Annotated in this window: 16 protein-coding genes; 5 read left to right on the top strand and 11 right to left on the bottom strand. The window is 67.8% G+C overall.

Features of this window, described 5'->3' with window-relative positions; genetic code table 11:
* Window position 1: 1 nt before the first annotated feature.
* Complete coding sequence (locus tag AB0I19_RS23500) at window positions 2–619, bottom strand: helix-turn-helix domain-containing protein (RefSeq protein WP_357151170.1); 618 nt, start codon at window positions 617–619, stop codon at window positions 2–4.
* 107 nt (window positions 620–726) lie between these two features.
* Between AB0I19_RS23500 and AB0I19_RS23505 the strand changes: the two genes are divergently transcribed.
* The 4 genes from AB0I19_RS23505 (at window position 727) to AB0I19_RS23520 (ending at window position 5,472) form a co-directional block, all read left to right on the top strand.
* Window positions 727–2,097, top strand: a complete 1,371-nt coding sequence (locus AB0I19_RS23505; protein WP_357151172.1) for an NAD(P)-binding domain-containing protein — start codon at window positions 727–729, stop codon at window positions 2,095–2,097.
* On the top strand, window positions 2,094–3,263 hold the full coding sequence (locus AB0I19_RS23510; RefSeq protein ID WP_357151174.1) for a serine hydrolase domain-containing protein: 1,170 nt from the start codon (window positions 2,094–2,096) through the stop codon (window positions 3,261–3,263). The genes AB0I19_RS23505 and AB0I19_RS23510 overlap by 4 nt, the downstream gene beginning before the upstream one ends.
* On the top strand, window positions 3,260–4,912 hold the full coding sequence (locus AB0I19_RS23515) for a class I adenylate-forming enzyme family protein (protein WP_357151176.1): 1,653 nt from the start codon (window positions 3,260–3,262) through the stop codon (window positions 4,910–4,912). Before AB0I19_RS23510 ends, AB0I19_RS23515 begins: the two co-directional genes overlap by 4 nt.
* Before the next feature lie 221 nt (window positions 4,913–5,133).
* A complete protein-coding gene (locus AB0I19_RS23520) occupies window positions 5,134–5,472 on the top strand; it encodes a hypothetical protein (protein ID WP_357151178.1) in 339 nt (112 codons plus the stop codon).
* A gap of 114 nt (window positions 5,473–5,586) precedes the next feature.
* Here AB0I19_RS23520 and AB0I19_RS23525 read toward each other — a convergent pair whose 3' ends face one another.
* The 6 genes from AB0I19_RS23525 to AB0I19_RS23550 form a co-directional block, all read right to left on the bottom strand.
* On the bottom strand, window positions 5,587–6,198 hold the full coding sequence (locus AB0I19_RS23525; protein ID WP_357151290.1) for a maleylpyruvate isomerase family mycothiol-dependent enzyme: 612 nt from the start codon (window positions 6,196–6,198) through the stop codon (window positions 5,587–5,589).
* Between the two features lie 130 nt (window positions 6,199–6,328).
* The gene (locus AB0I19_RS23530; RefSeq protein WP_357151180.1) at window positions 6,329–7,489 is read right to left on the bottom strand and encodes an NADH:flavin oxidoreductase; all 1,161 of its coding nucleotides are present in this window, start codon (window positions 7,487–7,489) and stop codon (window positions 6,329–6,331) included.
* Between the two features lie 69 nt (window positions 7,490–7,558).
* Window positions 7,559–8,314 (bottom strand): respiratory nitrate reductase subunit gamma, encoded by a 756-nt coding sequence (gene narI, locus AB0I19_RS23535; RefSeq protein WP_225278935.1) that lies wholly within the window; start codon window positions 8,312–8,314, stop codon window positions 7,559–7,561.
* On the bottom strand, window positions 8,311–8,991 hold the full coding sequence (narJ, locus tag AB0I19_RS23540; RefSeq protein ID WP_357151182.1) for a nitrate reductase molybdenum cofactor assembly chaperone: 681 nt from the start codon (window positions 8,989–8,991) through the stop codon (window positions 8,311–8,313). Before narJ ends, narI begins: the two co-directional genes overlap by 4 nt.
* Window positions 8,988–10,688 (bottom strand): nitrate reductase subunit beta, encoded by a 1,701-nt coding sequence (gene narH / locus AB0I19_RS23545; protein WP_357151292.1) that lies wholly within the window; start codon window positions 10,686–10,688, stop codon window positions 8,988–8,990. The genes narJ and narH overlap by 4 nt, the downstream gene beginning before the upstream one ends.
* Before the next feature lie 10 nt (window positions 10,689–10,698).
* On the bottom strand, window positions 10,699–14,409 hold the full coding sequence (locus AB0I19_RS23550) for a nitrate reductase subunit alpha (protein ID WP_357151184.1): 3,711 nt from the start codon (window positions 14,407–14,409) through the stop codon (window positions 10,699–10,701).
* Window positions 14,410–14,836: 427 nt separating this feature from the next.
* On the opposite strand from AB0I19_RS23550, the gene AB0I19_RS23555 reads away from it, so the two are divergent.
* The gene (locus tag AB0I19_RS23555) at window positions 14,837–16,381 is read left to right on the top strand and encodes an alanine/glycine:cation symporter family protein (protein WP_357151186.1); all 1,545 of its coding nucleotides are present in this window, start codon (window positions 14,837–14,839) and stop codon (window positions 16,379–16,381) included.
* Window positions 16,382–16,441: 60 nt separating this feature from the next.
* On the opposite strand, the gene mtnC is transcribed toward AB0I19_RS23555, so the two are convergent.
* The 4 genes from mtnC to AB0I19_RS23575 all read right to left on the bottom strand — a co-directional run bounded on the left by mtnC (window position 16,442) and on the right by AB0I19_RS23575 (window position 22,040).
* A complete protein-coding gene (mtnC, locus tag AB0I19_RS23560; RefSeq protein ID WP_357151188.1) occupies window positions 16,442–17,140 on the bottom strand; it encodes an acireductone synthase in 699 nt (232 codons plus the stop codon).
* Window positions 17,137–17,706, bottom strand: coding sequence for a cupin (locus AB0I19_RS23565; protein ID WP_067491561.1), 570 nt, complete (start codon window positions 17,704–17,706; stop codon window positions 17,137–17,139). Before AB0I19_RS23565 ends, mtnC begins: the two co-directional genes overlap by 4 nt.
* On the bottom strand, window positions 17,703–19,550 hold the full coding sequence (gene mtnA / locus AB0I19_RS23570) for an S-methyl-5-thioribose-1-phosphate isomerase (RefSeq protein ID WP_357151190.1): 1,848 nt from the start codon (window positions 19,548–19,550) through the stop codon (window positions 17,703–17,705). The genes AB0I19_RS23565 and mtnA overlap by 4 nt, the downstream gene beginning before the upstream one ends.
* A 135-nt stretch (window positions 19,551–19,685) precedes the next feature.
* Window positions 19,686–22,040 (bottom strand): arylsulfatase, encoded by a 2,355-nt coding sequence (locus AB0I19_RS23575; RefSeq protein WP_357151192.1) that lies wholly within the window; start codon window positions 22,038–22,040, stop codon window positions 19,686–19,688.
* Window positions 22,041–22,071: the final 31 nt, after the last annotated feature.

The following is a 22,071-nucleotide window of genomic DNA, read 5'->3' on the forward strand; positions in this document are numbered from 1 at the left end:
TTCACGGGGCGCGCAGCGCGGGGAACCAGACGTCGGTGAGGACTTCGGCGGCCTGTTCGGCGGTCACGTCGATGGTGCCCTGCATAGCCCAGCGGGTGAAGAACCGCTCGAGCTGGGCGACGAGCAGTTCGATCCGTAACCGGGCTTCCTCGCGCCGGTCCTCGGGCCAGCGGGCGAGATAGTCCGGCATGCTGTCGGCCAGCGTCATGATGCCCTCGCGGGCCAGCCTGCGGAATTCCGGTTCCACCGCGGTGGCTTCGTCCCAGGCGGGCAGCATGTCCTTGTTCACGAAGAACCAGTCGATGGCGCGGGCCATCCAGTCCGCGAACGCCGCACGTGATCCGGTGGTGAGCACGCGGTCGAGGTCGGCGTAGACCATCCGGACGCTGGTGAGCGTGCCCTGGTTGGCGATGGCGCGCAGCACCTCGGGTTTACCGGTGAAGTGCAGGTAGAACGTGGCCCGGCTGCAGCCCGCGGCGGCGGCGATGTCGTCGACCCGGACCGAGGAGTAGCCGCGGGTCTCGAACAGTGTGCGCGCGGTGTCGACGATGCGTGCCGTGGTCAGGCGCTTGTGTTCCTCGCGCAGCGAGCCCCGCTGGGCGGTGGGTTCCGGCGACATGGGCCCCATCGTAGACGGCATGCTCATTCACTGGACGCTGTGTCCAGCGAACCGCTATCGTGTGGTGCGGGTCACGTCGGCGAGCGTGAGCCGATGAGGAGTCGTGCATGAATACACCGGAGCTGCCGAGGGTTTGCGTCATCGGGGCGGGCCCGTCGGGTATCACGGCGGCCAAACGCCTTGCCGAGTACGGCATTCCGTTCGTCTGTTACGAGGCGTCCGACGAGGTCGGCGGCAATTGGTATTACCGCAATCCCAACGGCATGTCGGCCTGCTATCAGAGCCTGCACATCGATACGTCCAAGTACCGCCTGCAGTTCGAGGACTTCCCCGCTCCCGCGGACTGGCCGGACTTTCCGCACCATTCGCAACTGCACCAGTACTTCAAGGACTACGTCGACCATTTCGGCCTGCGCGACCGGATCAGGTTCGATGCGCTGGTCACGGCAGCCGAGCGGACCGACGACGGCCGCTGGCTGGTGACGGCCGCCGGTGACACCGAGATCTTCGACGCGCTGATCGTCTGCAACGGCCACCACTGGGACCCCCGGATGCCGGACTACCCCGGTGATTTCGACGGTGTGCTCATGCACAGCCACGCCTACAACGACCCCTTCGATCCCATCGACATGCGTGGCAAGCGCATCGTGGTGGTCGGCATGGGTAATTCCGGGCTCGATATCGCCTCGGAACTGTCCCAGCGGTTCCTGGCCGAACGGCTGTTCGTGTCGGCTCGGCGCGGTGTGTGGGTGCTCCCGAAATACGTGCGCGGCCAGGTGGGTGACCGCCGGTCGATGCCCAAATGGATGCCGCCGAAGGTCGCGCTGAAACTCAAGCAGCGCTTCGTGCGCAAGAATCGTGGTCTGATGCAGAACTACGGTCTGCCCGCACCGGATCACGAACCGTTCGAGGCGCACCCGTCGGCGAGTGAGGAATTCCTGCACCGCGCGGGCTGCGGGGATGTGGAATGCAAGCCGGCCATCACCCGGCTCGACGGTGACACCGTCCATTTCGCCGACGGCTCGAGCGAACAGGTCGACGTGGTGCTGTGCGCCACCGGCTATCACATCAGCTTCCCGTTCTTCACCGATCCGGCGCTGGTGCCGGACAGTGACAACCGGTTCCCGCTGTTCCAGATGATGATGCGGCCCTCGGTGGACAATCTGTTCTATCTCGGTCTGGCACAACCGACTCCGACGCTGGTCAACTTCGCCGAACAGCAGACCAAGCTGGTCGCCGCCTACCTCACCGGCCGCTATCACCTGCCCTCGCGGGCCGAGATGGACGCCGAGATCGACGCCCGGCTCGATGCCCGTGCCGGGCGGTACTACGATTCGCCGCGCCACACCATCCAGGTCGAATTCGAGCCGTACGTCCGCGGGCTGACCAAGGAGCTCGAGCGCGGGACCAAACGTGCAGCGGCCGCGGGCAATACGTTGCCGGTACCCGCCCGCGCCCAGGCCGAGGCCAGCCGATGACGCGCGCAGCGGGCTTCTGCCGGGACGACTTCGCGCAGGTGCGAGCGGTATTCGACGAGCAGCTCGCCACGGGTGCCGAGCTCGGCGCGTCGCTGTGCGTGACGGTCGACGGCGAGCCGGTCCTCGACCTGTGGGGTGGTCACGCCGACCCCGACCGCACCGTGGCCTGGCAGGCCGACACCCTGGTGAACGTCTTCTCGGTGACCAAGACGATGACCGCCCTGTGCGCCCTGCTGCTCGTGGATCGCGGCGACCTCGACCTCGACGCACCCGTGGCCAGGTACTGGCCCGAATTCGCCGCCGAAGGCAAGGACCGCGTCGAGGTGCGGCACGTGCTGTCGCACACCTCGGGCGTCTCGGGTTGGGAACGGCCCATCGCGCTCGCCGACATCTACGACACCGAAGCCGCCGCCGCCCGGCTCGCCGCGCAGCCACCGTGGTGGGAGCCCGGCACGGCCTCGGGCTATCACGCCCTCGACTATGGGCATCTGGTCGGGGAATTGGTGCGGCGCACCACCGGTCGCACCCTCGGCGAGTTCTTCGCCGCCGAGCTGGCGGGACCACTCGGTGCGGATTTCCACATCGGCACCGGACCCGAGCACGCCGACCGGATCGCCACGCTCGTCGCACCGCCGCAACGCGAATTCGACATGTCCGCGCTCGACCCCGACAGCATTCTCGTCAAAACGCTCACAAGCCCGCTGCTCGACATCGCCGAAACAGCCACTCCCGCTTGGCGTTCCGCCGAGCTGGGGGCGGTGAACGGGCACGGCAACGCGCGTTCGGTCGCTCGCGTGCAGTCCCTGGTTTCGTGCGGTGGTGAGCTCGGCGGCAGGCGGTTCCTCTCACCCGCCACGATCGAGTCGATCTTCCGCGAGCAGGCCGACGGCCTCGACCTGGCGCTGCTCACCCCGCTGCGGTTCGGCATCGGGTACGGCCTGCCGCGCCCCGAGACCTACCCACACATTCCCGACGGCCGGGTCTGCTGGTGGGCGGGCTACGGCGGCGCCATGGTGGTCAACGACCTGGATCGTCGAATCACCTTCGCCTACACCATGAATCGGATGGCGCCGGGCATCATCGGGTCGGATCGCTGCGACAACTATCTGAAGGCGGTCTTCGACGCGGTCGCCGGAACCGACCGCTCTCGAGGGAGGACCTCATGACCGAAGCCGTTGACCCCCAGGTATTCGTCGCACAGGTGGCGGCCGGACTCACCGCGCCCGGCGCGCCCTTCGAGATGACGGTCGAGGAGGTGCTCGGTGCGCCGATGCCGGTGTTCGCGCGTCGGCGGCGCAGCCTGCGTGAGCTGCTCGAGCACTCCCTGACCTGGGGTGATCGCGACTATCTCGTCACCGAGAACCGTCGGGTCAGCTTCAGCGAGCACGCGGCGGCGGTCGGCGCGCTGGCTACCGCGCTGGCCGAACGCCACGGCGTCGGCAAGGGCGACCGCGTCGCGATCCTGGCCGCCAACGGTCCCGACTGGGTGGTCACCTTCTGGGCGGCCCAATGTCTGGGCGCCATCCCGGTGGGCTACAACGCCTGGTGGGCGCCACCGGAAATCGCCTTCGCGCTCGGCCACACCACCCCGAAGGTGGTGGTCGCCGACGCGAAAAGGTCTGCGCGGCTGGCCGAAACGGACAGTGACGTACCGGTGTTGACCTTCGAGGAGGACCTGCCCGCCCTCATCGCGGAGTACCGGGGTGCCGCGATGCCGGAAACCGCGGTGGCAGAGGACGACCCGGCCGTCATCCTGTACACCAGCGGAACGAGCGGGCGCGCCAAAGGCGTGGTGCATACCCAGCGAAACCTGTTGGCGATCACCGAATATCACCGCTTCACCGATGCCATGCAGGCGGCGTTCACCGGTCAGCCGGTCGGTGACGGTCCGAGCGACCGCCGGTACCTGGTCACCGCGCCGCTGTTCCACATCGCCAGCCTGCACAATCTGGTGATCCCACGCCTGGCCACCGGTGCGGCGGCGGTGTTCCCGCACGGCGCCTTCGACGTGGACCGGGTGCTGACCCTGGTCCAGCGGGAACGGGTCACCAACTGGGCGGCGGTACCGACCATGGCGACCCGGCTGCTCGACCACGACGTGTCGGGCTACGACCTGTCGACGCTGGCGGCACTGTCGCTGAACTCCGCGCCCTCGGCGCCCGCCCTGCTCGAGCGGCTGCGCGAACACCTCGCGGGAGTTCCGCTGTCGCTGACCACCAGTTACGGGCTCACCGAGAGCGGCACCGCCGCCACCGTGGCGACACCGCTGGATCTGCTGGCCGACGCGGGGTCGGTCGGCAGGCCGATCATCGGGGTGTCGGTGGAGATCCGTGACCCCGGCGGCGCGGTGCTGCCCGACGGGACCGAAGGCGAGATCTTCATCCGCAGCCAGTACGTGATGCTCGGCTACTGGAACAACGAGTCCGCGACGGCGGAGGTCCTCGACGACCGAAGGTGGTTGCGCTCAGGCGATTTCGGGACGATGACCGACGGCAGGCTCACCGTGTCGGGCAGGCGCACCGACCTGATCCTGCGCGGCGGGGAGAACGTGTATCCGACCGAAATCGAAAATGTCCTCGTCGAACATCCGGCGGTCACCGACTGCGCTGTCTTCGGCGTCCCGCACCCCGACCTGGGCCAAGAGGTCGCCGCGGTGGTCGTCGCAGAGCCCGGCGCCGTCGACGAGAACGAACTGCGCGACTACCTCGCCGCCCGTCTGGCCTACTTCAAAGTTCCCGCGCACTGGCGCATCACGTCCGACCCGCTGCCGCGCAACGCGACCGGCAAGGTCACACGGCGCGATCTCGCGGTGTAGAAGAACGGAGGCCGCTACGTCTTCGGTACGGGCGAGCCCGATCCGCTCGTCGGCACCGAACGGGTGGCGCCTTCCTCCGTGCCGGGGAGTAGGCGCACCCCGGCTGGCTGTCGATTCGCGTCCGTGACCGCCCGGTGCGCTACGGCACTGTGTCGATCTGCGACGCTGATCGGAATCAGGTGGTCGAGTAGACGCGCACCTGCAGCAGCGAGAGGGCCGATATGTCTGACGCGAAACGGATCAGCTGGGGCAAACCCCGCAAGCCGACCGATGCCGACCGCGACGCTCTGCGCGACGACCTGGTGGCCAAGGCCCGCGCGGTCCGCGCCGACGGCTGGTCGCCCCACCGCACGGTGTGGACCGCGGGCCAGGTCTCGGCCGTCGCCTACCTCCTCGGCGACGCCGACGTCCTCGCCGAATTCGAGGAGTCCGAAGGGACGGTCCTGAGCCGCTACGCCGCCGAACTCTTCGGCTTCCACGGCGGCCGCAAGGACATCGAAGCAGGCCTCACCGCCACCCAGTCCTGGTTCGACACCGTCCGCAAAACCCTCGGCTCCTGACGGCGGAGGCGCACGCGCCGGACAGGGTCGCCTCGGCCCCAGCGGTCATACCAGTGCGGCGCTTGCGAGGGGCCGGACGGTAGAGGGCTGCCCGCACGGGTTGGGGTGCAGCGCTCAGTTGCCGGTGAGGCGTTTGCACAGGGTTGGGGCGCCCGGCCCGGAGAGGTCGTCGCAGTAGGCGGGTCGGCCCGCCATCGCCATGGTCAAGGCGAGAGTTGTTCCGGTGACGAGTGGTCCGTCGCCGTGGGTGAACGGCCCATCGGTTGCCTCCAACCGCAGGCCGGCGATGAGGGTGCGACTGGGGACGGTGAAGTCGCGCCCGGCGAAGAATTCGGCGACAGCGGTGGTCGCTTCGATCGACGGCGTGGTGGTGAGCCCGAGGGGGCGGCGGATGTCCTGGCCGTGGACCACGACTTCACCGAGCCAGGCGGCGGTGTCGCCGGACGGCGCGGTGGTGGAGTCCACGATCGCCCGGAAGCGTTCGAGAGTCTCGGCCGGGGTCGTGCCCAGGTGGTCGGCTTTGCGGCGCTCGTTGTGCTTGTCGAAGTCGAAGCGTGCGGCGAGCACGCTGCCCAGCCAGCGCAGCCGCCCGGTGCTCGCGCCCGCGGTGAGGTGCGCGACCACGTCTTCGACGGTCCAGTCGCCGCACAGCGAGGGCCGGTGCCACTGGTCGTCGTCGAGGTGGGCCAGGTCGTCCGCCAGGGCGGCACGTTCGGCATGCGTCATCGTCCACAGTGCGACACGGGTATCGGGCACGAGAAACCTCCGGGGCACCAGGGATCGCCGGGAGCCGTGGTGCCGCGCCGGCGTCCCACAGTAGTGACGACGCGAACGCCGCGAAGTGATCGGTGCGCGTTCAGGTTCGTAGCACGCAGCGCGTTGTCGAGTAGATGGTCGGCACACACTCGTTGCAATGCGTGCACAGCGATGGTGTCGCCCGGTCGGACTGCCAGCGGCGGACCAGGTCGGGTTCGCGCAGCAGCGCACGGCCCATGGCGACGAATTCGAAACCCTCGGCGCGGGCCTGTTCGGCGCCGGCCAGGTCGGTGATGCCGCCGAGCAGGATCAGCGGCAGCGACAACTCCGCGCGGAAGCGGCGCGCCTTGTCGAGCAGATAGCCCGGCCGGTACGGATATTCGCGCAAAAACTTGCCGCCGACGAGCTGGAAACCCCAGCGCACCGGGATCGGCAGGGTACGGGCGAAGTTCCGGCGCGGTGCATCGCCACGGAAGATGGCCATCGGATTGAGCAGCGAACTGCCCGCGGTGAGTTCGATGGCATCGATCGCGCCGTCGTCCTGCAACCAGCGCGCCACCCGCAGCGACTCCTCGATCGAAAACCCGCCGCGCACACCGTCTTCCATCGTGAGCTTGGCAGTGACGGCCATGTCGTCGCCCACCGCGTCGCGCACCGCGCGCACCAGCTCCCGCGCCACACGCGCCCGGTTCGCCAGCGAACCGCCGTATTCGTCGCGGCGCCGGTTCAGCAGCGGACTCAGGAAGGCGCTGGCCAGGTAGTTGTGGCCCAGGTGCACCTCGACGGCGTCGAACCCGGACTCCCGTGCCAACCGGGCCGCGAGCGCGTGCGCTTCGACCACCTCGGCGATGGCGAGGTGGTCGGGCACCTTGGTGAACCGCATCCCGAGCGGATTGAACATCCGACTCGGCGCCAGCGCGGGCGCCCGGTTCGACCGCGCGTTCGCCACCGGTCCCGCGTGCCCGAGCTGCGCGCTCACCGCCGCGCCCTCGGCGTGTACGGCATCGGTGAGCCGCCGCAGCCCAGGCACGGCCTCCGGCCGCATCCAGATCTGATGCCGATCCGTCCGCCCACCCGGTGCGACCGCGCAATAGGCGACCGTCGTCATCCCGACCCCACCGGCGGCGACCTCGCGATGGAACTCCACCAGGTCGTCGGTGACCAGCGCTTCCGGGGTGCGTCCCTCGAAGGTGGCCGCCTTGAGCACGCGGTTGCGCAGGGTGAGGGGACCGAGACGGGCGGGCGCGAGGACATCGCTCATCCCCGAAGTGAAACACGTTTCAATTACGGGCCGCAACGGTATCGCCCGCTCACCGGGCGAAAAGTTGACCTACCAGCGATCGGGAGTCACCGGGGCGTCCCAGGCCTTGGCGAAGCGCGTCTTGTCCTTGGTGTCCACTTCCTTGCGCCGGTACACGATGTACGGGCGGGTGAGGTACCCGATGGGCGCGCTGAACATGTGCACGAGCCGGGTGTACGGCCAGGCCGCGACCAGGGCGAGCACCACCAGACCGTGCAGCTGGAAGGTCCACGGCACGCCGACCATCAGCCCCGGCTCCGGGTTGATGGTGAACAGGCTGCGGAACCACGGCGACACGGTGTCGCGGTAGTTGTAGGTGCCCCACAGCAGGTTCGAGCCCCAGGTGTTGAGCAGCCCGGTGACCAGCGCCAAGGTGAGCAGCGTGTACATCATGATGTCGTTGCGGCTGGTCGCCTTGCGCACGGCGGGCACGACGATGCGGCGGTAACACAGGATGGCGACTCCGGCCACCACCATCAGGCCCGCGACAGAACCCGCGCCGACCGCGACCAGGTGATAGGTGTGCTCGGAGATCCCGAGCGCCGCCGTCCACGACTGCGGAATCAGCAGGCCCATCACATGCCCGCCGAACACCCCGAGCATGCCGAAGTGGAACAGTGGACTGCCCAGCTGCAGCAGCTTGGACTCGTAGATCTGCGAGGACCTCGTGGTCCACCCGAACTGGTCGAACCGGTAGCGCCAGACATGGCCCAGCACAAAGGAAGTCGCGGCGATGTAGGGCAGGATCAGCCACAGGCCTTCGGGGAGCGGAATAGTGGCGTTCATCGGCGTCCTTCTGTGGCGTCGAAGAGGGCGGGGTCCATGGCGAAGGGTTCCAGGCCGACCTCTTCCTCGGGCGGGCCCTGGGCGGCGAGTTCGGCGATGCGGCGGCGGTCGGCGGTGGTCACCGGTGGCAGGGTCGCCAGGACGGCTGCGAGGACACCCGAGTACGGGGAGTTGTTGTCTCCCAGTGACAACCGGAGCAGCTCCAGTACGGGCACGTGTTCGCCGAGCAGGCGTTCGCCGCCGATCGGGTCGACGGTGGCGGCGAACTCGAGCAGCACCGGCAGGTGGTCGGGCAGTTCCTCGTCACCGAGTTCGGCACCGGCCTGGCGGTAGGCGTGCTTGAAACGCAGCAGTGCCATGCCGCGTTTGCGGGTGTCACCGTAGGCGTAGAACGTCAGGTGCAGGCTGGCGCGGCGGCGCATGTCGAAGGTCTCGACATAGCTCTGGGCGACCTCGATGTCCGGGGTGTCGCGCAGGTAGGCGAGTACCGGCTCGAAATGAGTGCGCACCTCGTCGGGCAATTGGGCTGCGGCGGAGGACAGTTGATCGAGCAGGGCGAGGGTCTGTTCGCCGGGATAGTCCAGCAGCAGCGCGGCCAGGCGCCAGACCATGCGACGCTCGTGCTCGGCCAAAGCGAGGACGGGCTCGGGTCGCCGCCGGATCGAGAGCAGACTCATTGCGGCACCCCGCTGACGGCCGGGTCGGTGGTGGCGGCGCCGTTGCCTCCACCACCGGATCCGGCGCCGTTGCCGGTGTGGCCGTTGCCATTCCCGTTGCCGTTGCCGTTGTCGCTGCCGGGCAGCAGGCCCGCGGTGGAGCGACCGTCCCAGTTGAGCAGGTTGATCCGCCCCGACTTCTCCTCCGGTGCGGCCTGATTCGTGTCGGCGAGGGAGAACTTCTCCACCACCTGGTCGAACGCCGTCATGCCCGGCCCGCCGTCGGTGTCGAGACTGCATCCGGTGGCCAGCGAATCCAGTTCGTGCGCACGGGAAGTCGCGCCGCTGGGGATCACATAACGGTGCTCGTACTTGGCGATCGCGAGCAACCGGTACATCGCCTCGATCTCCTCGGGCTCGAGCCCGATCGAGGGCGCGATACCAGTATCGGGTTCCTCACCGAGGTTCACCGAACGCATGAAAGCCCGCATCCCGGCGAGCCTTTGCAACGACGCGCGCACCGGACCGATCTCACCGGCCGTGAACAGTTCCGCCAGGTAGCCGATCGGAATGCGCAGGGCATCGATGGCGCCGAACAGGTTGCGCGCGTCCTCGCCGTCGTGACCGGTCTCGGTGAGCACATCCACCACCGGCGAGAGCGGCGGCACGTACCAGACCATCGGCATGGTGCGGTATTCCGGATGCAGCGGCAGCGCGAGCTGGTAGTCGACGATCAGCTTGTACACCGGCGAATCCTGCGCGGCGGCAATCCATTCCGGCGAGATACCGGCCTTCTCCGCCTCGGCGATCACGCGCGGGTCGTGCGGGTTGAGGAATACACCGAGCTGGGAGGTGTACAGATCCTGCGGATCGGTGACCTGCGCTGCCTCGAGCACCGCGTCGGCGTCGTAGAGCATCACGCCGATGTAGCGCAGCCGGCCCACACAGGTCTCCGAGCACACGGTCGGGATGCCGACCTCCACGCGCGGGTAGCAGAAGGTGCACTTCTCCGCCTTGCCCGTCTTGTGGTTGAAGTAGATCTTCTTGTACGGGCAGCCGGTGATGCATTGGCGCCAGCCACGGCATTTGTCCTGGTCGACGAGCACGATGCCGTCTTCCTCGCGCTTGTAGATCGCGCCCGACGGGCACGACGCGGCACACGAGGGATTGAGGCAGTGCTCGCAGATGCGCGGCAGGTAGAACATGAAGGTCTCTTCGAACTCCAGTTTCACCTTGTCCTCGAGCTTGCCGAGCAAGGGGTCCTTGCCGACCTGCTCGGGGCCCGAACCCAGGTCGTCGTCCCAGTTCGCACCCCAGGTGACCTTGGTGTCCTCGCCGGTGATCAGCGACTTCGGCCGGGCGACCGGGGTGGTGTCGGTGGGTGGCGACGACAGCAGGTTGTCGTAGTCGTAGCTCCACGGCTCGTAGTAGTCGTCGACCGTCGGCAGATCGGGGTTGGCGAAGATGTTCATCAGCCGCTTGAACCGCGACCCCGACTTCAGGGTGAGCTTGCCGCGCTTGTTGAGCGTCCAGCCACCCTTCCACTTCTCCTGGTCCTCGTACTGGCGCGGATAGCCTTGTCCCGGGCGGGTTTCCACATTGTTGAACCAGACGTACTCGGTGCCACCGCGATTGGTCCACGCCTGCTTGCAGGTGACCGAGCAGGTGTGGCAGCCGATGCACTTGTCCAGGTTCATGACCATGGCGAGCTGAGCCATAACGCGCATGTCAGTACTCCACGTTCTGGTTGCGGCGGCGAATGGTGGTGACCTCGTCGCGCTGGTTTCCGGTGGGGCCGTGGTAGTTCAGCGCGAACGACTGCTGGGCGTAGCCGCCGATCAGGTGCGAGGGCTTGATGAGCACCCGGGTGAGTGCGTTGTGTATACCGCCGCGCTTGCCCTTGGCTTCTTTGGTGGTGTCCTCGGCGCCTTCGATACGCGGCACGTCGACCGCGCGGTCCTGGGCGTGGTACATGAACACCGTGCCCTCGGGCATGCGGTGCGAGACGATCGCGCGGGCCACGACGACACCGTTGCGGTTGATCGCCTCGATCCAGTCGTTGTCGGCGACACCGATCTTCTTCGCGTCCACATCCGACATCCAGATCGTCTGACCACCCCGCGAGAGCGTGAGCATGTGCAGGTTGTCCTGGTAGGCCGAGTGGATGGACCACTTCGAGTGCGGGGTCAGGTAGCGCACGGTGAGCCCGTTGCCGCTCACGTTGCCGATGCTCGGCTCCGCGAACAGCGCCGACATGTCCAGCGGTGGACGGAAGATCGGCAGTTGCTCACCGAGTTCGATCATCCAGTCGTGGTCGAGGTAGAAGTGCTGACGCCCGGTGAGGGTGTGCCACGGCTTGAGCCGCTCCACATTGATGGTGAACGGCGAGTACCGGCGCCCACCGCTTTCACTGCCCGACCACTCCGGCGAGGTGATGACCGGAACGGGCCGGGCCTGGGTGTCGGCGAAGGTGATCTGCTTGCCCTCGGCCTCGGCGGCGAGGTCGGCAAGTTTCGTGCCGGTACGCCGCTCGAGCTGGTGGAAACCCTCGACGGCGAGTCGCCCGTTGGTGGTGCCCGACAGCGCGAGAATGGTCTCGGCGGCGAAGGTGTCCTTGGCCAGCGACGGCCGCCCGGCCGCGATCCCCGACACCACGGTGCCGTTCTTGCCCGCGAGGTAGGCCACCTCTTTGTCCGGGTAGGTCGTGATGCCCTTGGTGGTCACGCCGAGCGTGTCCACCAGCGGGCCGAGCGCCGCGAGCTTCTCGGCGATCTTGGTGTAGTCGCGTTCGATCTCGACGATCTTGGGCATGGTCTTGCCCGGAATCGGTTCGCACTCACCGGTTTTCCAGTCCAGCACCTTGCCGCCCGCCTGCGCCAGCGCATCCGGCGAGTCGTGCTGCAACGGCACCGCGACGATGTCTTTCCTTGTGCCGAGGTGCTTTTCGGCGAGCCAGGAGAACCCGCGCGCGATGCGGTGGAACGCCTCGAAGTCAGTCTTGGCCTCCCACGGTGGGGAGATGGCGGGGGAGAAGGCGTGCACGAAGGGGTGCATGTCGGTAGAGGACAGGTCGTGCTTCTCGTACCAGGTGGCGGCGGGCAGCACGATGTCGGCGAACAGGGTGGTGCTGGTCATGCGGAAGTCCAGGGCCAGCAGCAGGTCCAGCTTGCCCTCGGCGCCTTCCTCACGCCATTCCAGCTCCTGTGGGCGCACGCCGGTGGCGTCGGTGGTCTGCAGGTTGGAGCCGCAGCCGAGCAGGTGCTTCTGGAAGTACTCGTTGCCCTTGCCCGAGGAGCCGAGCAGGTTCGCCCGCCACACGGTGAGTACGCGCGGGAAGTTCTCGGGGGCGTCGGGGTCTTCGCAGGCGAAGCGCAGGTCGCCGGACTTGAGGCCGTCGACCACGTGCTCACCGGGCGTTTTGCCCGCCGCCGCGGCTTCGTCGGCCATATCCAGTGGGTTGCGGTTGAACGTCGGGTAGCTCGGCATCCAGCCGAGACGACTCGCCAGGGCGATGTTGTCGGCAGCGGTACGACCGGCGAACTTGCCCTTGCCCAGCGGGGACGCGAACGAGTCCGAGGTGAACGGGTCGTAGCGCCACTGGTCGTTGGTCAGGTACCAGAACACGGTGCCCTGCATCTGACGCGGCGGACGCTGCCAGTCGCTCGCCGAAGCCAGTGTCGCCCAACCTGTTACCGGGCGGCACTTCTCCTGGCCGACGTAGTGGGCCCAGCCGCCGCCGTTCTTGCCCTGACAACCGGTGAGCAGCGTGAGAGTGAAGAAGGCGCGGTAGATCTGATCGGAGTGGAACCAGTGGTTGGTGCCCGCGCCCATCAGGATCATCGAACGGCCACCGGAACGTTCGGCGTTGTCGGCGAATTCGCGGCCGATACGCGCGGCCTGCACGGCGGGCACGCCGGTGATGGTTTCCTGCCAGGCCGGGGTGTAGGGCGACTCGGCGTCGTCGTAACCCTTGGCCCAGTCGCCGGGCAGACCCTCACGACCGAGGCCGTACTGGGCGAGCAGCAGGTCGAAGACGGTGGTGACCCGTTTGCCCGCAACGGTTTTCGCCGGCACGCCACGGATGATGGGTGCGGCGGTGTCGGTGTCGAAGCGGGGCAGCGCGATGGTGGTCGGCGTCTCGTCGGAATGGTCGAGCAGGGTGAGCAGCGGGTCGACCCCTTCGAGATCGAGATTCCACTTGCCCGCGTCCGCCTCGTTGAAGCGGTGGCCAAGAGAACCGTTGGGCACCACCGGGTTTCCGGCCTGATCGAGCAGGACCGGCTTGTGTGCGGCGTTCTCGTCGGTGTGGCCCAGATCGGCCGCCGTCAAGAACTTGCCCGGAAGAGCGCCGCCCTGATCCGCCGCCTCGTCGAGACAGATCAGGTACGGCAAATCGGTGTAGGACTTGATGTAGTCCAGAAACATCGGAGTCTGCTTCTCGAGGAAGAACTCCTTGAGCACCACGTGCCCCATCGCCATCGCCAGCGCCGCGTCGGTGCCGGGGCGGGCGGCCACCCACTCGTCGGCGAACTTGGTGTTGTCGGCGTAGTCGGGGGAGACCACCACGACCTTCTGGCCGCGATACCGCGCCTCGGTCATGTAGTGCGCGTCGGGGGTTCGGGTCACCGGGACGTTGGAACCCCACATGATGAGGTACCCCGCGTCGAACCAGTCGGCCGACTCCGGCACGTCGGTCTGGTCACCGAACACCTGCGGCGAGGCCACCGGCAGGTCGGCGTACCAGTCGTAGAACGAGAGCATGTAGCCGCCGAGCAGCGACACGAAACGCGCGCCCGTCGCGTGGCTGACCATCGACATCGCCGGAATCGGCGAGAACCCGGCGACGCGGTCGGGACCGTACTGCTTGATCGTGTAAACGTGTGCGGCAGCGGCGATTTCGGCCGCCTCCCACCACTCGGCGCGCACGAACCCGCCCTTGCCGCGCGCGTTCTTGTACGCCTTGGCCTTGACCGGATCCTCGACGATCGACTCCCAGGCCAGCACCGGGTCCTTCAACTCGGCCTTGGCCTTGCGGTACAGGTCGAGCAGGGTGCCGCGCACATACGGGTAGCGCACGCGGGCGGGGGAGTAGGTGTACCAGGAGAACGAGGCACCGCGGGGGCAGCCGCGCGGTTCGTACTCGGGCTTGTCCGAGCCCACCGAGGGATAGTCGGTCTGCTGGGACTCCCAGGTGATCACGCCGTCCTTGACGTAGATCTTCCACGAGCACGAACCGGTGCAGTTCACGCCGTGGGTGGAGCGCACCACCTTGTCGTGCGACCACCGGTCGCGGTAGAACGCGTCGGCATCGCGCCCACCGACCTTGAACACCGACCGTTGATCCGCGGAAACCTCACCGCGCTGAAAGTATTTTCCGAGCGTCAGCAGACTGTCACCGAAATCGGTGGGCGACGGACCATGAGTGCGCGAATTAACCACGACGCCCCCTTCGAGCTTGTGAAATCGGGCTGTTGAGGCCAACTGTAAGGAGGCGGTCCCGCCGGTCAAAACGAACTTCTCACACCCCGGATCAGGCCTTTGTGCGTTGTGAGGTGGGCGAAATGTGCTGGTCACCCCGGTAACCCGCCGCTCACCCAGCGCGCCCGCCACGACCAGGGGAAACCCTCACCCGACCGGCCTTTCCCGACGCTCGCGAGGCGGTTCGGCACCGACGCGGTGATGCTTCGGAAACGACGGGTTCTCGGACGGTTTACATTTGTTTACACACCCACAGTGACCTGCGTCGCTTCGATCCGCGCCCGCGAGCGGGGCGGGCGGGCGAACAATATGTACTCAGCTAACCAGCGGTTACCGGGCATGCGATCATGTCTGACGTCCATCGATGGCTATCAGGGAGTACGAGCGAGTGGCTGAGTTCTTGACCACGATCAACGGTTATATCTGGAGCAACTCGTTGATCTATCTGTGCTTGGCCGCGGGGGTGTACTTCTCGATCCGTTCCAGGTTCGTCCAGGTCCGCCAGATCCCGGAAATGGTGCGGCTGTTGGTGCGCGGCGAGAAGTCCGCCTCCGGAGTGTCGTCGTTCCAGGCGCTGGCGATGTCGCTGTCGGGGCGCATCGGCACCGGCAATATCGCGGGCGTCGCCACCGCCATCGCCTTCGGCGGGCCGGGTGCGCTGTTCTGGATGTGGGCAGTGGCCTTCCTCGGCGCCTCCACGTCCTTCGTCGAGTGCACCCTCGGCCAGATCTACAAGACCCGCGACCCGCTCACCGGTGAGTACCGTGGCGGGCCCGCCTACTACTTCCACCGGGCGATGTCGCACACCAAGGCCGCCCCGCTGTTCAAGGTCTACGCGGTGATCTTCGCCGCCGTGACGGTGCTGGCCTGCGGTCTGCTCATGCCGAGCGTGCAGTCCAACTCGATGGCGGCCGCGATGAACCAGGCCTGGGGCGTGTCGGAGTGGGTGGTGGCCCTCGGAACCGTGATCGTGCTGGCGTTCGTCATCATCGGTGGCGTCAAGCGCATCGCCGCCTTCGCGGCGGTCGTCGTGCCGTTCATGGCGGTGGGCTACATCCTGATCTCCATGGTCATCGTGTTCGCCAACGCCGGCCAGATCCCGGAGATCCTGTCCCTGGTGGTGCGCAGCGCCCTCGGCGCCGACGCGGCGTTCGGCGCGATCATCGGCGCGGCCGTGATGTGGGGCGTCAAGCGCGGTGTGTACTCCAACGAGGCAGGTCAGGGCACCGGCCCGCACTCGGCGGCCGCCGCCGAGGTGTCCCACCCCGCCAAGCAGGGCCTGGTGCAGGCGTTCGCCGTGTACATCGACACCCTGTTCGTCTGCACCGCCACCGGCCTGCTGATCCTGTCGACCGGCGCCTACCGGGTCTTCGAGGGTGAGTCCGCCGACGGCAAGGTCCTGGCCGACGGTGGAGTGCTGCCGTCGGACGCCGCGGTCGGCCCCGCCTACGCCCAGCACGCGGTCGACACCCTGTGGGGCGGTTTCGGCTCGACCTTCGTCGCGATCTCGCTGGCGTTCTTCTGCCTGACCACGATCATCGCCTACTACTACATGGCCGACACCAACCTGCGCTTCCTGGTCGGCAAGGCCGCGGCCAAGCCGGTCCCCGTCATCCGTGGCACCGTCGGCGCCAACACCACGCTGGTCCTGCAGGCCCTCATCCTGGTGTCGGTCGCCGTCGGCGCGCTGTCGACGGCCACCGACGCCTGGACCCTCGGCGACATCGGCGTCGGCCTGATGGCCTGGCTCAACATCATCGGCATCATCATCATCCAGCAGCCCGCCTACAAGGCCCTGCGTGACTACGAGAAGCAGAAGAAGGAAGGCAAGGACCCGGTCTTCGATCCGAAGGCACTCGGTATCCGCAACGCCACCTTCTGGGAGACCTACGAACCGGAAGCTGAACGCGAAAAGGTCACTGTAGCCAAGTGATTCGGCGCGCCGAGGTCCACACCAGGACCTCGGCGCGTCTTTTCTTGTGCTCGCCGCGGCCTACTGTTCGGTCAGCGCGGCAGGGTCGATCTCCGCGAACGATCCGACCCACTTGTGCGGTGGGCGTGGGGGATTCGGCTCGCCGGGGCGGTGGACGCCGACGACGCGCCAACCGGCGGTGACGGCCGCATCGAGTTCGTCCGGGTGATCGGAAAGGAACAGGGTTTCGCGCGGCGCGACCGCGATGCGGGCGGTGATCGTTTCGTAGGAGGCGGGTTCGCGTTTGGGGCCGGCGTTCACCAGGTCGAAGTGATCGGTGACGAGGGGTGCGAGGTCGCCGGCGTCGGCGTAGGTGAACCAATCTCGTTGGTTGCGTTCGGAACCCGAGGAATAGATGTAGAGGGTGTGACCCGCGGCGTGCCAGGCGCGCAGGGCGGGGGCGACGTCGTCGAAGAAGCGGCCGTGCAAGTCGCCTGCGCGGAAACCCTCCGCGCAGATGGCGCCCTGGGCAGCTTTCAGCGGCTCGGCCTTCACATCGGAATGCAGCCAGCCGGTGAGGATTTCGGCGATCCGCGCGGTATCGGCGGTTGCCTCGCCGGACAGTTCGCGGGTCGCGGCGATCACGGATTCGGCTGCACCGGTGGCATTCTCGGCCAGCCAGGCGGGCAGATGCTTCTCGGTGTAGCCGTAGAGGTCGGTGCGCACCGAATCGGTGGGGCTGGTGGTGCCCTCGATATCGAGGACGATCGCGCGGATCACGCGAGCAGCTCGTCCAGGGTGGGGAAACCGGCGCTGATCTTGTCGCCGGTGAAATCACCGATCCAGCCGTCGGCCTCCTCGAAGAAGCGGATGGCGACGAAATCGGGGCGAGGGCCCATATCGAACCAGTGCAGGGTGCCCGCGGGCACCGAAAGCAGGTCGCCCGCCTCGCACACCGTGGCCAGCACCGCGTCGTCGATGTGCAGGTAGAAGCAGCCGCGACCGGCGGCGAAGAAACGCACCTCGTCCTCGGCGTGCCGGTGCTCGTCGAGGAACTTGGTGCGCGCACCCGCCGCCGTGGCGGGCCAGTCGGGGTTGTCGTCGTCGGGGTGGATGCGGGCGATATCGATGTGCTCGTAGCGACCCGACGCGTTCAGTTCGGCGATCCGCGGCGCGTAATGGGCGAGCAGGGTGTCGGAGTCGGTGGTCGCGGCGTCGGGGAGCACCTCCCAGCGGGAGAAGGCGATGCCGTGCTTCGACAGCTCCGCACCGATCTCGGCGGTGTCGGTGGTCCGCACCCGGACATCGGCGGCATTGTCGGCCGCCATCACTTGCAGCAGGGTCATCTCGGTCCGATCTCGAAAGGAGTGGCGTCGGTACGTCCGGTGCGGGCGATCAACTCGCACAGTGCTTCCAGACATTCGGCGCGATCACGCGCCTGGGCAAGAGTGTCACCCCAGGCGGTGATGCCGTGCCCGGTGATGAACAGAATCGGTGCGGCACCGGGATTTTCGCGCAGGTAGTACTCGATGTCGGCGCCGATGCGCGCGACGTCGGGCCAGTTCGCGAACACCGGAACATCCACGGTCGACGGATCGTCGAGCCCGAAACCCTTGATGAGTTCGTACCCGCTGACCCGCACGGTGTCACCCGGCCGGGCGGTGGTCGCCAGGGCGGTGGCGAACGGTGAGTGCACGTGCACGACGGCACCGGCGTCGCGTGTGCGGTACACGGCGGTGTGAATGCTGGTCTCGGCGGAGGGTTTTCGGGCCTGACCCGGGTACGCGGTGGTGTCGGCGACGCGCACGCGCACCGCATCGTGCTCGGTCAGTTCGCCTTTCGACAATCCGCTGGCGGTGATCAGCGCATCGTCGCTCCCGGATCGCACGGAGATGTTGCCTGCCGTACCGGGCATCCAGCCGCGCTCGTAGAGCTGACGAGCGACGGCGGCGAGCGCGCGTCCGGCCATGTCGCTCTCCGAGCTCGCGGCGCGGCCGTTCCCGTCGAAGGTGTCCGCGTTGCGGTAGACCACACCGTTCTCCGTGACCACCGCGGTGACCAGGTCGGCCGGAGTCACGTCGAAGGCCGGGTTGAACACGGCGGTGCCCGCCGGTGCGGCCTCGATCCCACCGAACCCGGTGACCTCCGTGGCAGCCCGCTGTTCGACGACGATCTGCGCGCCGGTCGCCATCGCGGTATCGCGGGTGGACTCCGGGGCGACGACGATGAACGGGATGCCGTGATGACGCGCGGCCAGCGCAAGGCCGAAGGTGCCGATCTTGTTGGCGACATCGCCGTTGGCGGTGATCCGGTCGGCGCCGACGAGCACGGCGTCGACCTGGCCCGTTGCCATCGCCCACGCGGCGGCCGAGTCGATGGTGAGCCGGTGGGGGATGCCCGCCTCGGCCAGCTCCCACGCGGTGAGCCGCGCACCCTGTAGCAGCGGCCGGGTCTCGTCCACGATCACATCGGTGACGGCGCCGCGCTCGTGCAGTACCCGCAGCGCGCCGATGGCCGTTCCCACCGCGCTGGTGGCCAGGCGTCCGGTGTTGCAGTGCGTGAGCAGGCGAAGCGGCCGGTCACCGCAGAGCTGTTGCACCAGGTCGGCGGCGTGGGTGGCGGCGGCCAGGTTGACCCGGCCGTCCTCGGCGAGCATGTCGAGGGTTTCGGCCAGTACGGCGTCGGCACCTTCGGGAATCCGTGTCCGCACCCGCGCGACCGCCCACGCCAGGTTGACGGCGGTGGGTCGCGCCGCCGCGATCCGATCCGCCTCGGCTTCCACCGCCGCCACGTCGACCACTCCGCCGCCCGAAAGGCCGGCCCGCACCGCTTCGCGCGAGACGGCCGCGCTGCGCTGTCCTACCTGCTCAGCGGCCCCGCGGCCATGTTCGTCGTCCGCCTGCGTCGCGGCTGCGGGATGCGCAGCGTCCGCCCGCGTCGCGGTTTCGGGACGTTCGGCGACGGCCTGGGTGGCGGCGTCGACGGCCTTCGTGTGAGCACGGGTCGCGATGACCACCCCGAACGCCCCCGCGATCCCGATGGCGGGCGCACCACGGATGGCGAGCGTAGTGATGGCGTCGATCACCTGATCGACGGTCGTCAACCGCAGCTCACGCACCTCGTGCGGCAGCCCGCGCTGGTCGATGGTGACGAGCGCACCGTCGTCCCAGGTCAGGGAACTGTCGTCCATCGGGGTGTCCTCACTGCGAGACTGTCTTTCCGCCGGTAGACGATATCCGACCAGGTCGACCCGCCGGGACCCGATCCCGACCTGGACAGACGCGTGACCGGCTCCCCGCAGCGCGTGCGCGGCTCGGTCCTGCCGCTACTCGGCAACGAACTCGGCCTCGCGTTCGACCGCGTCGATGGTGGCCCGCGGAACCTGGATCGGACCCGGTGTGTAGGTGATCGCGCGGAGGGCGCCGGTGTAGCGGAAGGGGCCGCGGCGTTCGCGCAGGTCCCAGGACACCGGACCGCGGGCGTCGACGCCGACGGAGATGCCGGTCCACGGCGCCATGCCGACGAGCTGGACCTGGTCGGTGAGTTCGGCCAGGGGCGTGCCGTCGGCTTCGACGACGAAGTCCCAGCGCAGGTGGGGACGCACGGTGGCGCGGACGGCGACCGAGCGGGTGCCGACCGGCAGCGGTGTGCCCACCGAGGCGTAGCGGCCGTAACTGTTCACGCCTAGCACCACCTCACCGTGCTCGATGTAGAGCAGGTAACCACCGAGCGGGTCGCCGTGGGCGACGAGTACGCCTTCGTCGCCGTCCCGGTAACCGGTGGGCACGGATCGGTCACCGGCTCGCGAGGGGGAGGTGGCCGCGCCGAGTTCGGCGGTGATGGTGAAGTCGCGGTAGGCGATCAGCCGTTGCGAACGGTAGCGCTCGAGGGTCGGGGTGCCGGGGAGCAGGCGTACCGGGTCGGCCAGGCGTGCCTCCTCCGGGCGCCTACGGAACAAGTCGGCACGGGTGAGAAGCGGGAAAACCGTATTGGCCCAGGCCGATTCGTCCCAGGCAGCCGCGAGTTCGGCGGCCTTGTCGGGGTACTGTGCGGACAGATCGTGCAGCTCGGTGGGGTCGGCGCGCACGTCGAAGAGCTGCCAGTCGGGTGCGTCCAGGTCGGAGCCCGCTGCGTGGAGCGAGAGCAGTTTCCATCCGTCGCGATAGAAGCCGCGATGACCGGTCATCTCCGAATACTGCTCGGTGTGCAGGGTCGGTGCGGAGGCGTCGCGGAGCAGGGCGGCGGCGGAGATGCCGTCGAAGTCCTTGGCAGGTAGACCGTTACGGACCGAAGGCCGGTCGAGCCCGGCGAATTCCAGCAGGGTCGGCGCCAGGTCGGTGACATAGGCGTACTCGTGCCGGATGCCGGTGTCGTTGTCCTTGCGCGGCAAGCCTTTCGGCCACGACACGATCAGCGGCACCCGCACCCCACCGGCGAAGGTCTGCCCCTTGTAGAAACGGAACGGCGTATTGGACGCCTGCCCCCAGCCACGCGGATAGTGCACCCCGAGCTTGGCGGTACCGATCAGTTCCTCGTCGTGCGGCACGTCGCCCACCCAGTCGGGGTCGTCGATGTGGGCGAATTCGGCGAAATAGGAGCGGGTGCCCTCCGGCCCGCCCTCGGCGGTACCGCCGTTGTCGGAGGTGAACACGATGACCGTGTTGTCGAGCTCGCCCAGTTCCTCGAGCAGCTCGACGATGCGGCCCAGGCTTTGGTCGATGCTGTCGACCATGCCCGCGTACACCTCCATGTACCGGGCGTACCGCCGTTGCTCGGCCGCGGACAGCGAATCCCATTCCGCCGCCTCGTAACCCGGCTCGGTATTGCGCGGCTTCTGCTGGGTGCCCGGCGGGAACAGGCCCTGCGCCACCTGCTCGGCGAAGCGCTGCCGGCGCAATTCGTCCCAGCCCTCGTCGTATCGTCCGCGGTACTTGGCCTGGTCCTGCGCCTTCGCCTGCAACGGTCCGTGCATGGCGACGTGCGCGAAGTACAGGAAGAACGGTTTCGTCGCGTCGTGCGCGCGCAGGTCCTTGATGTAGGACAGTGCCTTGTCGGTGAGGTCGTCGGTGAGGTAGTAACCCGGCGGATACTCCTCGACATCCACCACCGAACTGTCGGAAACCAGCTGATTCGGGTAGTAGAAGGAATTGAGGCCTTCCAGCGATCCGTAGTACCGGTCGAATCCGCGCTGCGTCGGCCACGAACTCCGGTGCGCCGCCGGATTCATCGTGGCATCACGCACCAGATGCCATTTGCCCACCGCGTAGGTGGCATATCCGTTGTCCCGCAGAATCTCCGGCAGGGTGAGCACATCGTCGGACAGTTCCAGGCGCAGCCCGGGATAGCCGGGGTCGGCATTGGCGACGAAACCGAATCCCGCGCGGTGCGGATTGATACCGGTGAGCAACGCGGCGCGCGACGGTGAGCACAGGGGAGTTGTGTGGTAATTCGACAAGCGCACACCCGTCGCGGCGAGCCGATCCAGTGTGGGCGTGGCGATCTCGGAGCCGTACGGACCGATATCGCTGTAACCCATATCGTCCACGAGGACGACGACGATATTCGGCGCACCGGCGGGCGCCGTGGCCGGCGCGGTCCAATGCGGCGTGGAATCGGCGGAGGTGCGTCCGATCGAGCCTGCGAAGGATTCGTAACCGCGTGCGTGGGGTGGAACTGGCATTCCCGCAGTGAACTGGACAAAATGGCTGGTC

It is taken from the genome of Nocardia sp. NPDC050413 (genome assembly GCF_040655475.1).
Classification (GTDB): domain Bacteria; phylum Actinomycetota; class Actinomycetes; order Mycobacteriales; family Mycobacteriaceae; genus Nocardia; species Nocardia coubleae.